The 14,434-nt window shown below is 59.8% G+C and carries 15 protein-coding genes; 7 read left to right on the plus strand and 8 right to left on the minus strand.

What is annotated here, in order from left to right; all coding sequences use genetic code 11:
* Positions 1 to 37 precede the first annotated feature (37 nt).
* From AACH39_RS06355 to AACH39_RS06365, 3 genes are read left to right on the plus strand one after another with little or no spacing between them, the layout of a single operon-like run.
* Entirely contained in the window at positions 38 to 739 is a 702-nt protein-coding gene (locus AACH39_RS06355; RefSeq protein ID WP_338621137.1) for a glutathione S-transferase N-terminal domain-containing protein, read from the plus strand.
* Positions 740 to 745: 6 nt separating this feature from the next.
* Complete coding sequence (locus AACH39_RS06360; protein ID WP_215781841.1) at positions 746 to 1,288, plus strand: GNAT family N-acetyltransferase; 543 nt, start codon at positions 746 to 748, stop codon at positions 1,286 to 1,288.
* Positions 1,275 to 2,258, plus strand: a complete 984-nt coding sequence (locus AACH39_RS06365) for a GNAT family N-acetyltransferase (protein WP_338621138.1) — start codon at positions 1,275 to 1,277, stop codon at positions 2,256 to 2,258. Before AACH39_RS06360 ends, AACH39_RS06365 begins: the two co-directional genes overlap by 14 nt.
* Before the next feature lie 6 nt (positions 2,259 to 2,264).
* Here AACH39_RS06365 and AACH39_RS06370 read toward each other — a convergent pair whose 3' ends face one another.
* Both AACH39_RS06370 and AACH39_RS06375 read right to left on the minus strand, forming a co-directional pair.
* Positions 2,265 to 3,884: a mechanosensitive ion channel family protein gene (locus tag AACH39_RS06370; RefSeq protein WP_338621139.1), complete on the minus strand. Its 1,620-nt coding sequence runs from the start codon at positions 3,882 to 3,884 to the stop codon at positions 2,265 to 2,267.
* Positions 3,885 to 3,946: 62 nt separating this feature from the next.
* The gene (locus tag AACH39_RS06375) at positions 3,947 to 4,558 is read right to left on the minus strand and encodes a TetR/AcrR family transcriptional regulator C-terminal domain-containing protein (RefSeq protein ID WP_215781838.1); all 612 of its coding nucleotides are present in this window, start codon (positions 4,556 to 4,558) and stop codon (positions 3,947 to 3,949) included.
* A gap of 377 nt (positions 4,559 to 4,935) precedes the next feature.
* Between AACH39_RS06375 and AACH39_RS06380 the strand changes: the two genes are divergently transcribed.
* The gene (locus AACH39_RS06380; protein WP_215781837.1) at positions 4,936 to 5,154 is read left to right on the plus strand and encodes a DUF465 domain-containing protein; all 219 of its coding nucleotides are present in this window, start codon (positions 4,936 to 4,938) and stop codon (positions 5,152 to 5,154) included.
* 42 nt (positions 5,155 to 5,196) lie between these two features.
* On the opposite strand, the gene AACH39_RS06385 is transcribed toward AACH39_RS06380, so the two are convergent.
* Positions 5,197 to 5,847 carry a pyridoxamine 5'-phosphate oxidase family protein gene (locus AACH39_RS06385; protein ID WP_215781836.1) on the minus strand — a complete coding sequence of 217 codons (651 nt, stop codon included), beginning with the start codon at positions 5,845 to 5,847 and terminating at the stop codon, positions 5,197 to 5,199.
* 164 nt (positions 5,848 to 6,011) lie between these two features.
* Between AACH39_RS06385 and AACH39_RS06390 the strand changes: the two genes are divergently transcribed.
* Positions 6,012 to 6,617 carry a UPF0149 family protein gene (locus AACH39_RS06390; protein WP_215781835.1) on the plus strand — a complete coding sequence of 202 codons (606 nt, stop codon included), beginning with the start codon at positions 6,012 to 6,014 and terminating at the stop codon, positions 6,615 to 6,617.
* A 66-nt stretch (positions 6,618 to 6,683) separates the two neighbouring features.
* Here AACH39_RS06390 and AACH39_RS06395 read toward each other — a convergent pair whose 3' ends face one another.
* On the minus strand, positions 6,684 to 7,472 hold the full coding sequence (locus AACH39_RS06395; RefSeq protein WP_338621140.1) for a transporter substrate-binding domain-containing protein: 789 nt from the start codon (positions 7,470 to 7,472) through the stop codon (positions 6,684 to 6,686).
* A gap of 19 nt (positions 7,473 to 7,491) precedes the next feature.
* Positions 7,492 to 8,271 carry a transporter substrate-binding domain-containing protein gene (locus AACH39_RS06400; protein ID WP_215781833.1) on the minus strand — a complete coding sequence of 260 codons (780 nt, stop codon included), beginning with the start codon at positions 8,269 to 8,271 and terminating at the stop codon, positions 7,492 to 7,494.
* Between the two features lie 198 nt (positions 8,272 to 8,469).
* On the opposite strand from AACH39_RS06400, the gene AACH39_RS06405 reads away from it, so the two are divergent.
* Positions 8,470 to 9,045: a DedA family protein gene (locus AACH39_RS06405; RefSeq protein ID WP_215781832.1), complete on the plus strand. Its 576-nt coding sequence runs from the start codon at positions 8,470 to 8,472 to the stop codon at positions 9,043 to 9,045.
* Between the two features lie 3 nt (positions 9,046 to 9,048).
* On the opposite strand, the gene AACH39_RS06410 is transcribed toward AACH39_RS06405, so the two are convergent.
* Both AACH39_RS06410 and speF read right to left on the minus strand, forming a co-directional pair.
* Positions 9,049 to 9,471 carry a cytochrome c gene (locus AACH39_RS06410; protein ID WP_215781831.1) on the minus strand — a complete coding sequence of 141 codons (423 nt, stop codon included), beginning with the start codon at positions 9,469 to 9,471 and terminating at the stop codon, positions 9,049 to 9,051.
* A gap of 133 nt (positions 9,472 to 9,604) precedes the next feature.
* Positions 9,605 to 11,767 carry an ornithine decarboxylase SpeF gene (speF, locus tag AACH39_RS06415; protein WP_215781830.1) on the minus strand — a complete coding sequence of 721 codons (2,163 nt, stop codon included), beginning with the start codon at positions 11,765 to 11,767 and terminating at the stop codon, positions 9,605 to 9,607.
* Positions 11,768 to 12,548: 781 nt separating this feature from the next.
* Between speF and AACH39_RS06420 the strand changes: the two genes are divergently transcribed.
* A complete protein-coding gene (locus AACH39_RS06420) occupies positions 12,549 to 13,766 on the plus strand; it encodes an MFS transporter (protein ID WP_338621141.1) in 1,218 nt (405 codons plus the stop codon).
* A gap of 12 nt (positions 13,767 to 13,778) precedes the next feature.
* Here the strand turns inward: AACH39_RS06420 and AACH39_RS06425 are convergent, their stop codons facing one another.
* Positions 13,779 to 14,426 carry a hypothetical protein gene (locus AACH39_RS06425; protein ID WP_338621142.1) on the minus strand — a complete coding sequence of 216 codons (648 nt, stop codon included), beginning with the start codon at positions 14,424 to 14,426 and terminating at the stop codon, positions 13,779 to 13,781.
* Positions 14,427 to 14,434 lie beyond the last annotated feature (8 nt).

A 14,434-nucleotide genomic window follows, 5' to 3' on the forward strand; every position in this document is an offset into this window, starting at 1 on the left:
TGCTAGATGGCTCAGTCCGTCCTCTTGAGGAGCCAGCATGACCGATCTGTCCGCTTTCCCGATTACCCGCAAATGGCCGGCACAACATCCCGACCGCCTGCAACTGTATTCACTGCCCACGCCGAATGGCATCAAGGTTTCTGTATTGCTGGAGGAAACCGGCCTGCCCTACGAGGCGCATACTGTTCACTTCGACAGCAATGAGCAGTTGTCACCCGAATTTCTGTCGCTCAACCCCAACAACAAGATTCCGGCCATCCTTGATCCGAATGGACCGGACGGCAAGCCGTTCGGCCTGTTTGAGTCTGGTGCCATCCTGCTGTACCTGGCAGAAAAGACGGGGCGCTTCCTGCCCGCCGACGCGGCAGGCCGCCATGAAACCATTCAGTGGCTGATGTTCCAGATGGGCGGCGTCGGGCCGATGTTTGGCCAGCTGGGGTTCTTCCACAAATTTGCCGGTGCCGCGTTTGAAGACAAGCGTCCGCGTGACCGTTACGCCGCCGAGGCCCGTCGGCTGCTGGGGGTGCTGGATCGTCATCTTTGCGGCAAGGACTGGATGATGGACCAGGCCTACACCATTGCCGACATGGCCATCCTTCCCTGGGTACGAACCCTGCGCGACTATTATCAGGCGGGCGATCTGGTCGGCTATGGTGACTTTGCCGAAGTCGAGCGCGTCCTGCAGACCTTCCTGGCACGCCCCGCAGTCCAGCGTGCGCTGGACATCCCGCCGCGTTAAAAGCACATGGCCCTCAATGCCGAGATCCGCTCAGCCCGGGAAACCGATGCCGACGGCTTGTCCGCACTGGCCATGCTGGTCTGGCTGCATACCTATGCAGTAGACGGCATTGAGCCAGACATGGCACGCCATGTGCTGCATTCATTGAGTCCGGCACAGTTCCGGCGCTGGCTGGCCGACCCGCAGCAACGGATCCTGCTGGCCGCGGACGGCCCGCGTCTGCTCGCCTATGCCCGGCTGAATCGCGCCCCGGCCGGCCCCATCCCAGAAGTGGGGGGCTGCGAACTGGAAACCCTGTATGTTCACCCCGGCTTCGCCCGCCGGGGTCTTGGCCAGCGCCTGCTGGCCGCCTGTCGCACAGCGGCACCTGCCCCCTTGTGGCTGAGCATCTGGGCATATAACACGGCCGCCCTGCACTTTTATCTGGCTCAAGGCATGCAACAAGTAGGCGAAACCACCTTTCGCTTAGGCGATATCGATCACCCGAATCTGCTGCTGGCAGACACCTTGTCAGCTTTCCCTCACCATCATGCCCATGACCCTGACTGAACACGCCCTGCCTCCCGACGGCTTTCTGTCAGGTTTCGCCGATGACGAAATCTTTTACCGCGCCTTTGCCGAAGGCTGTCTGCCCGGCTTTGAGCATGGTTTTTTCAGTATCGAACAGGATGGTCGGCGGCTGTGTACGCTGCCCTACTTCGTGACCGATTTTCAGCTCAATACCATGCTGTCCGACGGCTGGCTGAAACCAGCGCTGGCATGGCTAACCGTCCCGATGGCTTGTGTCGGCCATCCGGTGGCCGATTTTGGGCGAGTCGAGGGCGAATTGACCCCCGAGATCACCCGGCTGGTCAGTGACCGACTCAAGCAAAAGGGCCAATTGATTGCCTGGAAGGGATATGGCGCCGATCTGGCCTTGCCGGAATTTACCCGGGTCGTCGGCCTGCCTGTGCCGGTACTGAAGCTGAATGGCAACTATTACGGCTCGCTCAGGAGCGACAAGCGCAATCTGCTGAAACGCAAACTGAACAAAGCCTCGGCATTGCGCTATGTGCTTCATGACGGACTGCCGGAGGCCGAGCTGGAACGCCTCTATGCGCTCTATCTGCAGACCTGGCAGAAGGCACCAGTCAAATTTGGCCGGCTCGAACCGGCGTATTTCCGGCGCACCAGCGCCAGCAGTACCTATCTGTTGTTCTATCAGGATGACCGGCTGATCGGGTTCACCCAACTGCTGGGCAAGGGTGATCAGATGATGAATATGTTCATCGGCATGGATTACGCACACAGCCATGAGCATGGTTTGTACTTTGCCATGTTCATCCGATCGGTCGAAGTCGCTCAGGCACGCGGCTGCCGGGAAATCGAACTGGGAGCCACCAGCTATGGCTTCAAGCGCACGCTCGGCGCGACCGACCATCCGACCTGGAACTACTTCTTCCATCAGTCGCCATGGGTTAACTGGCTGCTGGCGAAACTGCGCCGCGTGCTGGAGCCGTCCGCAGACGAACTGAAGTAAGTCCGGCTATGGCGGTGACGCGGGCGGCAGATGCCAGTCCTGTGGCGCCACCACCTTGGGCGTGGCACTGTCGGCCATGTAGTGCGGCGACATGATCTGCACCCCGTAGTGATTGAACACATCCTGGATCCTGGCATGCAGGGCGGACAACACATCCACCCTGGGCGGGCCCTCGTGCGACAGCACCACCACCAGACGGTAGACCGGATAGAAGTCCTGCAACGCCGTCTGATAAACCCTGGCAGGCGGCTCGGACAAGATGCCGGGCGTCTGTCCGGCGGCCTCCAGAAGCATGGCCTCGACCTGACGCCAGGGCGTGTCATAGCCGATACTGACGCTCGTCTCCAGCAAGACCCCGCCACCGGATGCCCGCCGGGAGTAGTTGCGTGTCACGCTGCCGGCAATCAGGGCATTGGGCAAGGTCAGTTCGATGCCGGTACCGGTGCGAATACGGGTGGTAAACATCCCGGCCTGCTGCACGGTGCCCTCATGCTCACCGACCTGGACATAATCCCCCGGGCGAAAGGTCCGTGTATAAGTGAGGATCAGGCCGGCGGCACCCTGGCCCACAATACTGGAGGCACCGAGTGTCACCATCAACCCCAGCAAGACCGACAAGCCCTTGAAGGCCTCGGTCTGGGCGCCGGGCAGATAGGGATAGGCCATGGCCAGGGCAAACAGCCAGATGGCAATCGCCAGCAGGCGCCGCGTCGTGGGCAGGGTATCGCTGTTCAGCCAGTTGCCACTGGCACCGCCTTCCGCCAGTCGCTGGCAGACATGCCCCACCAGTCCGACCACCAGCCTGGCCAGGAAGAAAATCACCAGTGCCACCCCCAGACCGGGCAAGGCACTGATCACCGCATCGAACAGGCGCTGCGCCAGCGCCAGGGACGACTGGTTCAGCGTCTCGCCCCAGGGGCGGGTATAGGGAAAGCGCAGCAGCACAAAGCTCAGCCAGCGATAGCACAGCAGCAAGACCAACAGGCCGTTGAGCAGTGCCAGCAAACGCCCGAGCAGAGGGTAGAGGTAACGGCGCTCGATCAGCTCGACATTGCCGACACGCAGGGCACTGACCTTGCGCTCGGCGAGACGGAGCAGCAAGGCCGCCAGCCAGCGGCGCAGTCTGGCCAGTCCCCAGAGCATCAGCAGCAGCCACAGCGTGGCCAGCCCGCTCCACAACAAGGCCAGCAAAACCGCATGCAGATTGCTGGCCTCCCGGGTTTCCGCCACCACCCGTTCCAGCTGCGCCGCAGCGGCCGTGGCCACCCCGTTGAGGGTTTCCTGCCGCAAAGGATCCACGTCGCCCGGGCTGATCACAAACACCAGCCGGTTTCCCAGCAACACCAGCTGTCCGAGCGGATTGGGCTGCAGCTGAACAGTCAGCGGTCCGTCCTGAGCCAGCATTTGCTCGACCAGCTCACGGGCCCGCTCGGCGCGCTCTTTGGGCGAGGCCCCGAACAATGCGGTCCGGAAGGTAAAAATGGGGCGATGGGCAACCAGCAGCTCAGCGCTGTCGGCCGAGGCCATGACAGCGGCACTGGCCTCGGTCCCCGGGGCCGGGGATGGCGATGCCGCAGCCAGGGTACACCACAGACACGACAGCAGGACAAGAAGACATCGACGCATGGGCTCTCCGACAATTCCGACCGTGTATAGCGGAAAAGTAGCACATGCGGATCAAGCGGGCATCAGGCGTTCGCGGTGGGAAGATAAGCACAGAGAAAGACCGCGACGACCTCGGCAACATGTTCGGCCAGCACCTCGCGCGTCGGACGTGGCGACACATCCAGCATGGCCAGCATCAGGAAATCACCCTCCAGCAAAGACAAGAGATGGCGGGCGCAACGCCATGCATCGGCCTGGCGCAAGCGTCCGGCCTGCATCTGGGTCTGCAGAAAGTCCGCCAGCCGCCCCTGCCCCTGCTTCGGCCCCCGTTCGTAGAACAGCTTCCCGACCGGCGAGCTGCCGGCCTCTGCCATCACGCTGCGACGCATGGCCAGCAGATCGTCAGCCAGCAGCGTCGGCAACAGTGCCAGACCGAAATCCTGCAGGGAGGCCTCCAGGTTGCCGTCATAACGCAGATTGGCAAAAGCATCGGTGAAGCGCGAGGCACAGTGCGCATCCATGGCGGCCATGAACAGGGCTTCTTTGGAGGGATAGTAACTATACAGCGTGGCCTTGGAGCAACCAGCCTGCCGGGCAATCTCATCCATCGCGCTGCCTTCGAAACCGTGACGCTGGAAGACGGTCAGCGCTGCCTGCAGGATACTGTTGCGCTTGGCTTCACTTTTGACTCGCATGACCACCCTTAATTAAACCAATGAGTACAGTTTACTTGACAGCCACCCACCGTCAAGCCTATAACTATACCCGACGGTTTTGTTATCGCAGCCAGGTTGAGCGACCAGGCTGCGACCTAGCCGTTTTCACCGTGTTTCGTTTTGGCCCGGCCTTGTGCCGGGCTCTTTTACGTCAGCCAACCGCACCGACCTGACGACAGTCAGGCGCCCAAACATCGAGTTTCGCACCTTGGCGGCGGCGACAGAACCGATTTTCCTCCTCGAAACAGGATTGTTTGCGTCATCGCAACAAGCTTTCACACCACACCGGATTTCAGCTGTTATTTACCGCACATCGGCGTAGTCTGGGGACATGGCAACCAGGCAAAGGAGGTTCGATGTTTAGAGAGCACCGAGAACTGATTACCCATCTGAAACAACATGATCGGCATTTTGAGCGTCTGTTCGATGAGCATAATGAACTGGATCAACGTATTCAGAATGTCGAGAATGGGCAGGAGCACCTGGGACAGCTGGAAATCGAGACCCTCAAGAAGCAGAAATTGCTGCTGAAGGATCAGATCTACGCGATCCTGCAAGAAAAGTCCCGAGCCTGAAGCGCGCCAGGTCAACAGCCGGTCAGTCCAGACCGGCTGTTTTCATTTCGCCCGCTGCCGGGCAACGCTGGCAGGCAGCGGCAAGGTCTGGCTCCGGCTGTCCGGCACGATCTCGCCCCAGCCATGGTGATACGTCCACACTCCGCCCCACTGACCGGGGGCCTCGGCGCCATCATCCGGCTCGCCGGTCGACAGTTTGGCCACCACTTCGGTCAGCGCAAAGCGCAACACCAGGGTGGCCGCCATTTCCTGTACGGTTGGCTGACGCACCTCCTGCCAGCGACCAGGCAGCAGCTTTTCATAGAAAGCCTGCAGCAACTGCAACCGTTCCGTTTCTTCCCGAACAACCTCAAAAGCGCCATAGGCCATGACCGAGCGGAAATTGATCGAGGTATCGAATGCCGAGCGGGCCAGCACCAGCCCGTCGGTAACCGCCAGGGAAACCGCGGCGGGACAGCCGGCGGCAAGCTGCTGGCCAAAACGGCTGCCGTTGCTGCCATGAATGTACAGGGCATCCTCGACCCGCCAGTGGGTCGAGACCATCTGGCGGGGCAGTCCGCTGTCCGCGTCGCAGATGGCAATGGTGCATTCCGGGATATCGTCGATCACCTGATAGATCGTTTCCCGGTCATAGCTGGCTTTATGGGCGCAATGACGCATCCGCGTCCGCGCAGTCTTGACAAACTCAGTCATGGTACAGCTCTCCGTCAAAAGAACCGTGCCATTCTGGCAGCGTGGCATACGGCATCACAGAGCCACTCTGCGCTGACAGAAGGGGTCCATCCACAGACAGATTTTTCCCCGTTGAGGACGTAAAGCGCCGATAATGCCGGCAACATCAACTCGCGAGCCACATCATGAATTACGAAGCCTTGACCGACCGGGACTATCAGCGCCTGGCCGAGACGCTGGCCCGGTTCAGCGATCAGGATTGCATGAACCTCGAACAGCTCGACGGGTTCTTTACCGCCCTGCTGTGCGGCCCGATGCCCATCCGTCCGACGGAATGCCTGCCGATCATTCTCGGCGATGCCTTCGACGACGAGGACGCCTTTCCCGGCGCACAGGGGCTGGAACGGTTTGCACACCTGCTGATGCGCCACTGGCTGGATATTTCGCATACCCTGCAATCCGGACAGCCCTTCCATCCCTGGCTGGATGCGGATGAGCACGGCGTGTTCCGCGGCAACGACTGGGCTCAGGGTTTTGTCGAAGGCATGCAGCTGGTCTATGACGACTGGACGCTGCTGCTGGATGATCCGCAGCAGGCCGAGCTGCTGGCCCCGATCATGGCACTGGCCTTCGAAGGGCAGCCTGACGAAGAGATGAAGGGCTACCTGCAGGAAATCAGCCCCGAGGACCGGGCCGACTGGCTGGGGGCGATTTCGCCCAATGTGGCCGCGATTCATCAGTTCTTCACCCGCTTGCGGGCCGAACTGGAGGCCGACGAAGAGCAGGAATGAGTCTCTGGCGCGCAGGCGGCCTGCGCGGCTGTCTCCGGCCCGGACCAAGCCGGGCCGCACTCACGATCAGTTGTGATCCAGACTCAGGTAAATCTCGTTGCGGGTTTCTTCCACCAGCTGATTGAACTTGCCGGAGGCATGCAGTTGCTTCAGGCCGAGATTGAAACGCCGAACCAGTTCGGCGCCAAGCGGATGCCGGCGCCAGATCACCACATGCATCGGTGCAGTCCAGAACGGCTCTGGCTGTGCCACCACCTGCGCTCGCTGATCCGGACGGAAATTCTGCACCATCAGCAAGGCGCCGACCTCCGAATCGATTGGAAACAGGTCCAGATGGCCTGCCTGCAGTTTGCGCAAATTGGAGACATCATCCGGCGAGGCTTCGGGATGCAGCACCCCGGCGGCCTGCAACCGGCTGAATTCTTCCGAATAGGTATTGCCGCTGGTAATGCCAATACGCCGGGAGGCCAGGTCCCGCATGTGCTTCCAGGCGACGGGATGATCGGCGCGCTGGAAGAACACCATGCGCAGGCTCATGACCGGATCGGTATACAACAAATCCTTCTGTCGCTCCGGGGTAATGGCCCAGCCCAGGCTGCCATCCACCGCACCGGTGCGCGCCGACTGCAAGGTACGGTTATTGGGATAGAACACATAGCGCACCCTGACGTTCTGCAGGCGAAAAGCCTCACTCACCACCCGCGACATCAAACCATCGCCGGCCATGCTTTGCCCCATGTAGGGCGGATATTCCTGATTGGAAAGGACGATGCTGATTTCCGGTTGCTCTGCCCGGCAGCTCATGGCCAGCGTGAGCAGAGACAACCACATGATCAGACGGGTCAACAGGCGCATGATGCGGTCCTCCCTGTAGCTAATGAGGATCGAGGCCCTGATAAATCTGGTTGCGGGTGTTCTCGATCAGTCGGTTGAATTCCCCCGAGGCGCGCAACTGAGACAGGCCACGGTTAAAGCGGCGCACCAGCTCCGCTGCCTGAGGATGGTGGCGCCAGATCACCACATGGACTTTGGCAATCCAGAACGGCTTGTCCTGCGCCTCCACCTGAACGCGCTGGGCACGCGGGAAATGCTGCATCAACATCAGTGCCCCCACCTCCGAATCGATCGGGAACAGATCGATATGACCTGCCAACAGCTTTCGCAGGTTGGACAAATCATCCGGCGATGTCTCGGTGTGCAGAATGCCGGCCGACTGCAGGCGGCCAAATTCCTGCGAATAGGTGTTGCCCGTGGTGATGCCAATACGGCTGTCACTCAGATCCTGCAGACTCTTCCACGACAAGGGATGATCCTTGCGCTGAAAAAACACCATGCGCAGACTCATGACCGGATCGGTATACAACAGATCCTTCTGTCGCTCAGGGGTGATGGCCCAACCCAGGCTGCCATCGACGGCCCCGGTCCGGGCCGACTGCAGGTTACGGTTGTTGGGGTAGAACACATAGTGCACTTTGACGTTCTGAAGGCGAAAAGCCTCGCTCACCACCCTGCTCAACAAACCGTGACCGGCCAGCGACTGTCCCTCATAAGGCGGATACTCCTGATTGGACAGAACGATGGACATCGGCCTGGCTGCCATGGCGACGCTACTGGCCGTCAACAGCACCCCCATTACCCATGTCTTCCAGCGCATTTACCGTCCCCCGATCATTGCTGGTTTGTGATCCAGACCCTGCTGCACGATCTTCTCGACGCCAACCTGCTGTCTCATGGGATTACTCTGGATTTAAGCAGGTTTGACTCGATATACCAGTCAGAGCAATGTCATGTTCTACACCAAAGTCGTATCTGTTACATTGCGGCTTATCATTTGTAGTCACACCGGGCCATCATGAGCTTTGCTGCACTTCTTGCCAACTATGGCTACTGGGCTGTCCTGATCGGTTGCCTGCTGGAAGGCGAGACCATCCTGATTCTGGCCGGTTTTGCCGCCCACCAGGGTTATCTTTCCTTCCCGCTGGTCGTGCTGACCGCCTTCTTTGCCGGCAGCCTCGGCGATCTGTTCTTCTTTTTGCTGGGCAAGTATCTCGGGCGCCCCCTGATTGCCCGCTATCCCCGCCTTGCCGGACATGTCGCCCAGGTCAATGCCCTGTTGCTGCGCTATCAGCGCCGAATCATCGTCCTGATCCGCTTCATGTACGGTCTGCGCATTGCTGGCCCGATCATCATCGGTAACAGTGGTATCGCCACGCGGCATTTTGTTTTGTACAACATGATTGGTGCCGCGATCTGGGCGCCACTGGTGGCCGGAGCAGGCTATGTGTTCGGCGAGACCGTCCATCTGTTGTTTGCCGACCTGGGCCATTATCAGTGGCTGGTCATGCTGGGGCTGGCCGGGGTGATCTTGGGAGGACGAGGCTGGCGCAAATGGATGCGCCAGCGCAGGGAGCGGGTCGAAACCGACTGAGGATCAGTTGCGGAACTTGTCGTGACAGGCCTTGCAGGACTGCTGGACTTCACGGAAGCTCGCCCGGACCTGATTCACATCGCCGGCGGCGGCGACCTGGTTCAGCTTGCTGACCTTGCGTTCGAAGTCATCGCTGGCTTGTTTGAAGCCTTGCGGATTGCTCCAGATTTCCGGCTTGGTATCACGGGTGCTGCTACCGGCCGGGAAATACTGCCAGGGAGTGTGCGCCTCGGCTTCCAGCGACTTGGCGGCAGCGGCAAACTGTGCCTGATCAAAACTGCCGGCATTGAGCATTTTGTTCATGCTGCCCAGCGACTGCTTGTAATGTTTGAAGACCGTACGGCGCTCGCTGGCCGGACTGGCGGCGAAGGCGCTGGCAGCGATGGTCGCCAGCAGCAAAGATCCAATGAGAGTGGATTTCTTCATCAGCAATTCCCCTTTCAGAATAATGGGTAGTGCCTGATCATAGCGGGTGAATCTTAATGCCGCATTAATGCGGACTCTGAATAACAAAACGGCCGGGAAAGCCCGGCCGTTTTGATCACTGACAAACAGCGAATTACTTGGTCAGCATGTAGCCATATGCACGCTTGCGGCCATCTTCATCCTGCTGGATGTAAACGCCTTGCAGTTCCGGCGAGAAGCCCGGCAGCAGGTTGATGCCTTCTTCCAGCGCCAGGAAGTACTTCAGCGCAGCACCGCCCCAAACTTCGCCCGGTACCATGCACAGTACGCCCGGCGGGTACGGCAGCGCGCCTTCGGCAGCGATGCGGCCTTCGGCCTTGTCCAGCGCCACCAGCTCGACGTTACCACGGACGAACTCGATGTTGGCTTCCTGCGGGTTCATTTCGACCTTCGGCAGCTTGGCCTTGCGGAACATTTCCTTCTGCAGCTGCTTCACGTCGCGGCTGACATACAGGTTGTGCATTTCCTGGCACAGCTGACGGATGGTGTAGCCGCGATAACGTTCTTCGTTATTGGCATACACGGTCGGCAGCACTTCGGACAGCGGTGCATCTTCGTCCAGATAGCGTTCGAAGCGGGCGATCTGGGCAACCAGGTGCTGCATCTTGCCCATGTCTTCGGCCGGGGTCATCAGGAACAGGATCGAGTTCAGGTCACACTTCTCCGGCACGATGTTGTTTTCGCGCAGGAAGTTGGCCAGGATGGTCGCCGGTACGCCGAATTCGGTGTACTTGCCGGTCGCCGCATCGATACCCGGGGTGGTCAGCAGCAGCTTGCACGGGTCAACGAAGTACTGGCCCTTCTCGTAACCTTCGAAGGCGTGCCACTTTTCACCCGGCTGGAACTCGAAGAAGCGCAGATCGTTGGCCATGGTTTCGGTGTCGTGATCCTGCCACTTCTTGCCATCAACGGTCGCCGGAACGAACGGACGGATGTGCTTGCAGGCATTCAGGATCATCTTGCGGGTTTCGATACCGACCTTGACGCAGTCAGCCCACAGCTTGCGGCCCAGTTCGCCGTCGTGCATCTTGGCGTTCACGTCCAGGGCAGCGAACAGCGCGTAGAACGGGCTGGTCGAAGCGTGCAGCATGAAGGCATTGTTGAAACGCTTGTGGTTGCAGTAGCGCTTCTGACCCTTGATGTGCTTGTCCTTCTTGTGGATCTGCGAGGTTTGCGAGAAACCGGCTTGTTGCTTGTGAACCGACTGGGTCACGATGATGCCAGGATCGTTTTCATGCAGATCCAGCAGCAGCGGCGAGCAGTCCTTCATCATCGGGATGAATTGTTCGTAGCCAACCCAGGCCGAGTCGAACAGGATGTAATCGCACAGGTGGCCGATCTTGTCGACAACTTGACGGGCATTGTAGATGGTACCGTCATAGGTGCCGAGCTGAATGATGGCCAGGCGGAACGGACGGGCTTCCTTGGCACGTTCCGGTGCCACGGCAGCGATTTGTTCGCGCAGGTATTTTTCTTCGAAGCAATGTGCGTCGATACCACCGATGAAGCCGAACGGGTTACGCGCGGTTTCCAGGTAGACCGGGGTCGCACCAGCCTGAATCAGGGCACCGTGGTGGTTGGACTTGTGGTTGTTGCGGTCGAACAGCACCAGATCGCCACGAGCCAGCAGGGCGTTGGTCACGACCTTGTTGGAAGCGGAAGTACCGTTCAGAACGAAGTAGGTCTTGTCGGCATTGAATACCTTGGCAGCATAAGCCTGAGCATCGTGCGGCGCACCTTCGTGAATCAGCAGGTCGCCCAGCTTGACGTCGGCGTTGCACAGGTCAGCGCGGAAGACGGTTTCGCCGAAGAATTCGAAGAACTGACGGCCGGCCGGATGCTTGCGGAAGAATTGACCACCCTGATGCCCCGGGCAGTCAAACGCCGAGTTACCCATTTCAACATACTGCTTCAGCATGCCGAAGAACGGCGGGTACAGGCTGGCTTCGTACTTGGTCAGCGCGGTTTCGATCTGACGGCCATAGTAAACGGCAGACTGCTTGCCCAGCTCGATCACGCCATTGACGCTCTTCAGCACATCAACCGGCATTTTTTCGTGGCAGCCGGTCACAACAAAAACCGGAATCTCCAGACCCTTGGCAGCCAGTTCCTTGATGCGGCCGGCAGCGACGTCTTCCATGCCCAGGACAACGGCACCTACGTCGGTGAAATCGGTTTCCGCCAGGTTAACCAGCGAGCGCGTGGTTTCGAAACAAGTCGAAGGCGCCGAACCTACCGCTACTTTCAAATAAGTCATGTTTATCCTACCTTGGGTTGGGAGAGCGACATGCCGGCACGGATGGGCCGGATATTCGCTCCTTCAAAATAAACTCGACACCATCGCCCTCTGAGCGCGACAGAGCCGGCCGGTTTTAAGGATTCGCAACGTTCTGTTTTGGAGCACCCCACTTCCCTGCACGCTCTGACTCATTGCGCATCGAAGTGAGGCATCTATGGGGTAGATTTTATATCAGCGTTCGCTTCACTGATTTCTTTGGCGAGAACCGGAAATATATCTGTGCGACACGGCCCCACTCAAAATTCAATCTCTTCGAAATACGTCAGCAACGGCCTGTCACCACGAGTTCTGGCTCGCGGCAAGCGATTTCCTTCCCCGGTACGACAGCACATGGCAATACACCGGGAAATTTCTAAATCAAGCCTATACGACGCTGCTCATTATTCTATAGAAGAATTTGTTTTTATTTGATTTTCGACAAGCGGGACAACTGCGGAATTTCCAGATCGGGAAGCATTTGTTCGCAATTGCGACAAGCTATGACATTGGCAAATAAATGGACAAAAAAGCCATTAACCAGCCTTTTATTGACAAAAGTTCTAACAAGACACCATATCAGAATCCACTGAAAGGATAATATATATGTAGACGACAAAACCGCGTGCTTTAACCGGTGAGCCAAAGCCAGCGCCTGCAAAAAACACTCGGAGGAAAACGATTGACAGCGGCTTTGTCAGATCGCTAAATCGTGGTTAAGCCGCAGAAGACACAATTTCCCGCCATCCAGTGATACAAGCCCATGCCAGACCACGCCGAACCCGCTGCCCGCCCTGTCCGCCACTTCATGTTGAGCCAAAGTTGCTCCACCCTCGCCTATCAGATGCTGGTCGTGGCATTTGGCTGGCAGGTCTATGAGCTGTCACACAGCGTGCTCTTTCTCGGCCTGATCGGACTGGCGCAGTTTGCGCCGCAACTGCTGCTGACCCTGATTGTCGGCCACACCGCCGATCAGTTTGAACGCCGGCGTATCGCTCAGTATGCCCAGGGCCTGCAGGCACTCGGCGCCACCCTGCTGGCCCTGGCCTGCCTGAGCCAGCAGCAAAGCCTGACACTGATCTTCGCTTGCGCCGTCCTTACCGGCAGCGCACGCGCTTTCGAATCCCCCAGCATGCAGTCCTTGCTGCCCACGCTGGCCAGCGAGACACAACTGCCCCGCAGCCTGGCCATGGCCGCTTCGGCACGACAGAGCGCCGTCATCATCGGGCCGGCACTGGGCGGCATGATCTTTGCCCTTGGTGCCGCCGCGGTCTACGGCAGCTGCCTGCTGATCTGGCTGCTGGCCATGTCCTGGCTGCAGGCCCTCCCACCCGGCAGGCAAAGCCGCGCCAAAGAACCCATGTCGCTGCGTTCGGCACTGGCGGGCGTGCAGTTCATCCGCGCCCGTCCGGTGATCTTTGGCGCCATCTCGCTCGACCTGTTCTCGGTGCTGCTGGGCGGCGCCACGGCGCTGCTGCCGGTCTATGCGCGCGATATCCTGCATACCGGCCCCTGGGGACTCGGACTGCTGCGCACCGCGCCGGCCATCGGTGCGCTGGCCACCTCGCTCTATCTGGCCCGCCACCCGCTGCGCCGGCACATCGGACGCAACATGGCCTGGGCCGTCATCCTGTTCGGTCTGAGTACCATCGTGTTCGGCCTGTCTCACGTCTTCCCGCTATCGCTCGCGGCCCTGGTGGTGCTGGGCGCCAGCGATATGGTCAGCGTGGTGATCCGCTCCTCCCTGGTTCAACTGGAAACACCCGATGCCATGCGCGGACGCGTCAGCGCCGTCAACTTCATCTTTATCGGCACATCCAACCAACTGGGGGAATTTGAATCCGGGATCACGGCCGCCTGGTTCGGCACCGTTCCGGCGGTGGTACTGGGCGGCGTGGGCACCCTGATCGTGGTGGCACTGTGGCGGCGCTGGTTTCCCGCCCTGTTTGAGCGGGATACCTTTGCCGGTCCAGCGAAGTAACGGGGCCTTGCCTCAGGGCATGACGGCAGGCTGCGGACTGGTGGCCGCACCCTGCTGGCCATTGCTGTCGGCCGCGGGGGGCAGCGGCTCGGCATCCTGGAGCGATGCCGCCTGGGCGAAGGGATTCCAGGCACTCTGCGGCGCATCGACCCAGCCCTGCCGGCTGCTCAGATACCAGGCCCCCTGCATCAGGAAAGCCGAACAGAACGAAAACAGCAGTATCCCCAGCAGGGCACGCAGACGCCCCTGTCCGGAGGCCAGCGCCAGGGCATTGCTCAACACCAGCAGGGAATAAGCCATCAGTACCAGCAGCAGGCCGTCTGCCACATCGGCAGGCAACCAGCTGGTGAGCGGCTGCAGCAACTGAACGCTGCTGGCCAGCACGATCAGCGCCAGCAGCGGGCGCGTAAAACGCCAGGGATTGACGCGCAGCCACAGACCGATGAAGGGCACGAACAACAGCGTCTCCAGCCAGTTGTAACCGATGCAGAAGCCGATCCGCCCCGGCAGGTAGTGCCCCAACTCGGGCGAGCCGCCACTGGTCACCAGACCGAGCAGGCTGATCAGCAGCGCCAGCTGCCACCAGGGATGGTGGTATGCCGGCAGCGGTTTGACCCGGAAACGGAACAGGTCCAGTGCATCATTCAGCAAACGGTTCATTGCATCAC

Origin of the sequence: Paludibacterium flexuosum (assembly GCF_037076605.1) — a bacterium.
GTDB lineage: Bacteria > Pseudomonadota > Gammaproteobacteria > Burkholderiales > Chromobacteriaceae > Paludibacterium.

Excerpts from the sequence above, each read along its gene's own strand:
- AACH39_RS06355 (WP_338621137.1), top strand. The coding sequence starts at position 38 with ATGACCGATCTGTCCGCTTTCCCGATTACCCGCAAATGGCCGGCACAA.
- AACH39_RS06360 (WP_215781841.1), top strand. The coding sequence starts at position 746 with ATGGCCCTCAATGCCGAGATCCGCTCAGCCCGGGAAACCGATGCCGAC.
- AACH39_RS06365 (WP_338621138.1), top strand. The coding sequence starts at position 1,275 with ATGACCCTGACTGAACACGCCCTGCCTCCCGACGGCTTTCTGTCAGGT.
- AACH39_RS06370 (WP_338621139.1), bottom strand. The coding sequence starts at position 3,884 with ATGCGTCGATGTCTTCTTGTCCTGCTGTCGTGTCTGTGGTGTACCCTG.
- AACH39_RS06375 (WP_215781838.1), bottom strand. The coding sequence starts at position 4,558 with ATGCGAGTCAAAAGTGAAGCCAAGCGCAACAGTATCCTGCAGGCAGCG.
- AACH39_RS06380 (WP_215781837.1), top strand. The coding sequence starts at position 4,936 with ATGTTTAGAGAGCACCGAGAACTGATTACCCATCTGAAACAACATGAT.
- AACH39_RS06385 (WP_215781836.1), bottom strand. The coding sequence starts at position 5,847 with ATGACTGAGTTTGTCAAGACTGCGCGGACGCGGATGCGTCATTGCGCC.
- AACH39_RS06390 (WP_215781835.1), top strand. The coding sequence starts at position 6,012 with ATGAATTACGAAGCCTTGACCGACCGGGACTATCAGCGCCTGGCCGAG.
- AACH39_RS06395 (WP_338621140.1), bottom strand. The coding sequence starts at position 7,472 with ATGCGCCTGTTGACCCGTCTGATCATGTGGTTGTCTCTGCTCACGCTG.
- AACH39_RS06400 (WP_215781833.1), bottom strand. The coding sequence starts at position 8,271 with ATGCGCTGGAAGACATGGGTAATGGGGGTGCTGTTGACGGCCAGTAGC.
- AACH39_RS06405 (WP_215781832.1), top strand. The coding sequence starts at position 8,470 with ATGAGCTTTGCTGCACTTCTTGCCAACTATGGCTACTGGGCTGTCCTG.
- AACH39_RS06410 (WP_215781831.1), bottom strand. The coding sequence starts at position 9,471 with ATGAAGAAATCCACTCTCATTGGATCTTTGCTGCTGGCGACCATCGCT.
- speF (WP_215781830.1), bottom strand. The coding sequence starts at position 11,767 with ATGACTTATTTGAAAGTAGCGGTAGGTTCGGCGCCTTCGACTTGTTTC.
- AACH39_RS06420 (WP_338621141.1), top strand. The coding sequence starts at position 12,549 with ATGCCAGACCACGCCGAACCCGCTGCCCGCCCTGTCCGCCACTTCATG.
- AACH39_RS06425 (WP_338621142.1), bottom strand. The coding sequence starts at position 14,426 with ATGAACCGTTTGCTGAATGATGCACTGGACCTGTTCCGTTTCCGGGTC.